This window comes from uncultured Clostridium sp. (assembly GCF_934754915.1).
Lineage (GTDB): Bacteria > Bacillota > Clostridia > Clostridiales > Clostridiaceae > Clostridium.
Genome location: NZ_CAKVKB010000239.1, coordinates 1 through 3577, shown reverse-complemented (window position 1 = coordinate 3577; position 3577 = coordinate 1). Strand labels below are relative to the sequence as shown.

The window sequence follows — 3577 nt, the reverse complement described above, 5'->3', positions numbered from 1 at the left end:
CAGTTGATTCAATCAAATGTAATATTGATGAAATGACTAAAGATATGCATAGAGTTGAGGTGGCAACAGCTCAAAACTGGACTGATATTGCACAATTAAAATCACTAAAACATAACTTTTAAATTAAAAAGGGCTACTGTATTAAATATTTACAGAAAGCCCTTTTTACTTCATAAAAAATCTGATTAGCAGACTGTATGTTTCTATCCCTTTCCAAAGTTATCTACATATTGTCCAAATATATAATTTCTATAGAGTGAAAAAATGTATCAACTCCAAGAAAATTTTGTAAAGATTTCACCCTTAATTGACAATTATCCACCATAAATTGAAACACATACCAAAAACTTAAAATCATATCTAAAACTCATCTAACTATACTAATTTCAAAGAAATCTTACAAAGATTTTATCCTTCATTGTAAATTGTCAATTGTACATTGTACATTGAAAAAACTATTTCCAATTCCAAGCTCCATTGCTTCCAACATAGTAATTTCCAATGTAAGTATTACTTGCCATTATTCCATTGTCGTACATATAATACCAAGCATTATCTATATACTGCCAGCCTGTTTTCATAGAACCTCTCGTTCCATCTGATACTGGATTGAAATAGTACCAACTTCCATTTAAATTCTGCCAGCCTGTTTTCATAACTCCATCTACATCCATGAAATACCATGAACCATTAGATATCTGCCATCCTGTCAATACATTGCCAAGAGTATCTCCAAGATACCAATTTCCATTTATCTGTCTCCATCCCGAAACAGGTTGTCCGTTAGAATTTGTAAGTTTACGATTTCCATTAGAATCAAATCTTACAGCTGCTGAATTTTCCTGTCCATTATATTCATTTGAATCTGATGAAACAGTAGTTCCTGTTACTTCCTTTACATCATCATCGTCATCATAATAATGGTGATGACTTGAACTACTTGATGATCTTTCATCAATTCTTCCAGTCATATCTTCAACATTTCCCTGTGAATTTGAAACTATTAATTTTATATATTTGTCTTCATCAGAACTTACAAGTTTGTACTCAGAATCAGTTTCTACAAGTTTCCATGTATCTTCTGCTGAATCTTTCTTCTTTAATCTGTACCATTTATATGTTAATCCTGAAGTTACTTTGTTACCATCAGTATCTTTAACAACAGCTTTTAAAGTTTTTCCAACTCTTTCTGTTCCATCTATTGTAACTCTGCCAAGTTTTACAGCATTTTTAGCCGAAACTGTTACTATTTGAAATACAGAGATATCTTTACCTGAATTTGCAAATCCATCTGGAACTCTTACTGTTCCTTCCAGTTTCAATTTCTGTTCATTAATATTAGTTGTATCATATACAAAATCATTTTTCCATGTTATATTGGCATTTATAGATGAATCCTTAAAAGTCACATCTTTTCTTAGAGCTTTAACTTTATCTAATATTTCTTGTCTTGTTAATCCATAATTTACAGTTATAGGTTCAAATTCTGGTATTATTCCATTACCTTTATGCATTTCTTTATCAGCATAAACTTCAGGGCAAGTTTGATCATTATACTTCACAATAACCTTTACTCTAAAATTTCCCTCTTCATTTGCTGGAACTATATAAGTCCTTCCTGTGGCACCTTGAATATCATTTCCATCTTTCTGCCATTGATAAGATACATCTACAGTCACTGATGAAGGTGTAGTTTCAGTTACATTTGGATCACGAATTTCTAACCCAGCAGTTAATTCACGACTATCATCATTAGTATTAACTGTAACTGCTGCACTTGTTGTTGAATTAGCAGCTTTAACTAATTTTGCACTTACTTTTTCAGAAGCTGAAGCTGTTTCAGTGAACAAATCTGTAGAAGCATATCCGCTTTCTAAAACTGCTGTAAATGCTAAAGCAGCAGCTGTTGTTTTAGTTAAATTCCCTCTTTTCATTAATATCTCTCCCTTCATGAAATGCTATTTGTTATAACTATACTATATCATATTAGGTACCTATTATCATTATTCTAACCATTAATTTCTTCTTAATTTTTCCAACAAAACTTTTTATAAAAAGAAATCTTGCAAAGATTTCATCCTCCATTGTCCATCGTCAATTGTACATTGTACATTCTAGATTGTAAATTCCCCCATCTAATGCTATAATTTATCTAAATTATGACAATAATAAAATTTAAAATAGGATGTGTTAAAATTGGAAAACTTAAAAAAGTTCTGCAAAGAAAAATCAATAACATTTTTCTTTCCCATTTCAGTTATCCTCACAATAGTTCCACTTATTGTAAGAATGAGAATAACTGATCTACAAGACTTAGATGATGCTACAGTAAACCTGTATGGAAAATCTGCTACAACAGATTTATTCACTCAAAACAAAGAAATAGCTTTAATTGCTCTTTCATCTATACTTGTTATTCTTTTCATTATATTCTTTAAAAAATTCTTTGAAAAAAAAGATAAGATTATTAACATAATGATTATTTCAGCATTGATATTTTTAGGATTTACTTTTCTATCTGCTGTTTTATCAAAATATAAGCATGTTGCAATGTGGGGAGTTTATGATAGATCTGAAGGTTTTATAACAACTTTATGTTATGTTTTTTTATTCATATATTCAATATATACATTCAAAAAAACTGAAGATTTTAAATTTATACTCATTCCAATATTAATTGTAACATTTATAAATGGTTTTCTTGGACTATTCCAATACTTTGGAGCTGATTTGATAAAGACAAGCCTTGGAGGCCTTATTGCAATCCCAAGCAAATATAATATAGATCCAAGCAAACTTTCATTACAATTTGAATCAGGAAAGTTATATGGAACATTATATCACTACAACTATGTTGGAAGTTTCACTTCTCTTGTAATCCCAATATTATTTGGTGCAATAATTATTGAAGATGATGTTTTTCTAAAATTAATGTCCATGGGAGGAAGTCTTGTTAGTTTATGGCTTTTATTTGGAAGTACTTCCCGTGCTGGTTTATTAGGTTTCATTGCAATATTAATAGTTTCTTGTATAGTTTTTGGGAAAATATTATTTAAAAATAAAAAAGTTTTGATTTCTGGTTTTGTTTCAATTTTAGTTGTATGCTTAGGACTTACTCTTGTAACTGGCGGTAAAATCTTTGAGAGAATTCCTACTTTAGTTTCTGATGGTTTAAGCTTATTTAAAAACAATTCAGACTTTAATTATCTTGATACAATGCCAATTCAGAACATTGAACATATTGATGGCAATGTAAAAATAACAGTGCCTAATAACACTTTAAACATATCATATGAAAATAATAATTTTGTATTCAGAAATTCTAATAATGATATCATTAATTATACAAGTTCTGTTGATGAAAAGACAAAAGCAGTAAATTATGTTACAACTGATCCTGACTTTGCAGCTATATCATTCAGATCTGGAAATATGAATACAACAACACGCCATGATGCCTTATTATTGATTTTAAAAGGATATAGTGGTTCATTTATGTTCAATTTAAAAAATGATAACAGTATACATTTATTTAGTACAACAAATAACCAGGATATGGATTTAGAATTTCCTGAAG

2 protein-coding genes are annotated in these 3577 nt (G+C 29.4%); one reads left to right on the top strand and one right to left on the bottom strand.

What is annotated here, in order from left to right; all coding sequences use genetic code 11:
* Positions 1–455: 455 nt before the first annotated feature.
* Positions 456–1934, bottom strand: a complete 1479-nt coding sequence (locus tag Q0F58_RS18140) for a hypothetical protein (RefSeq protein ID WP_294379267.1) — start codon at positions 1932–1934, stop codon at positions 456–458.
* Between the two features lie 262 nt (positions 1935–2196).
* Between Q0F58_RS18140 and Q0F58_RS18135 the strand changes: the two genes are divergently transcribed.
* Positions 2197–3577: O-antigen ligase family protein (locus tag Q0F58_RS18135; protein WP_294379266.1), on the top strand; the 1381-nt coding region annotated here is incomplete at its 3' end.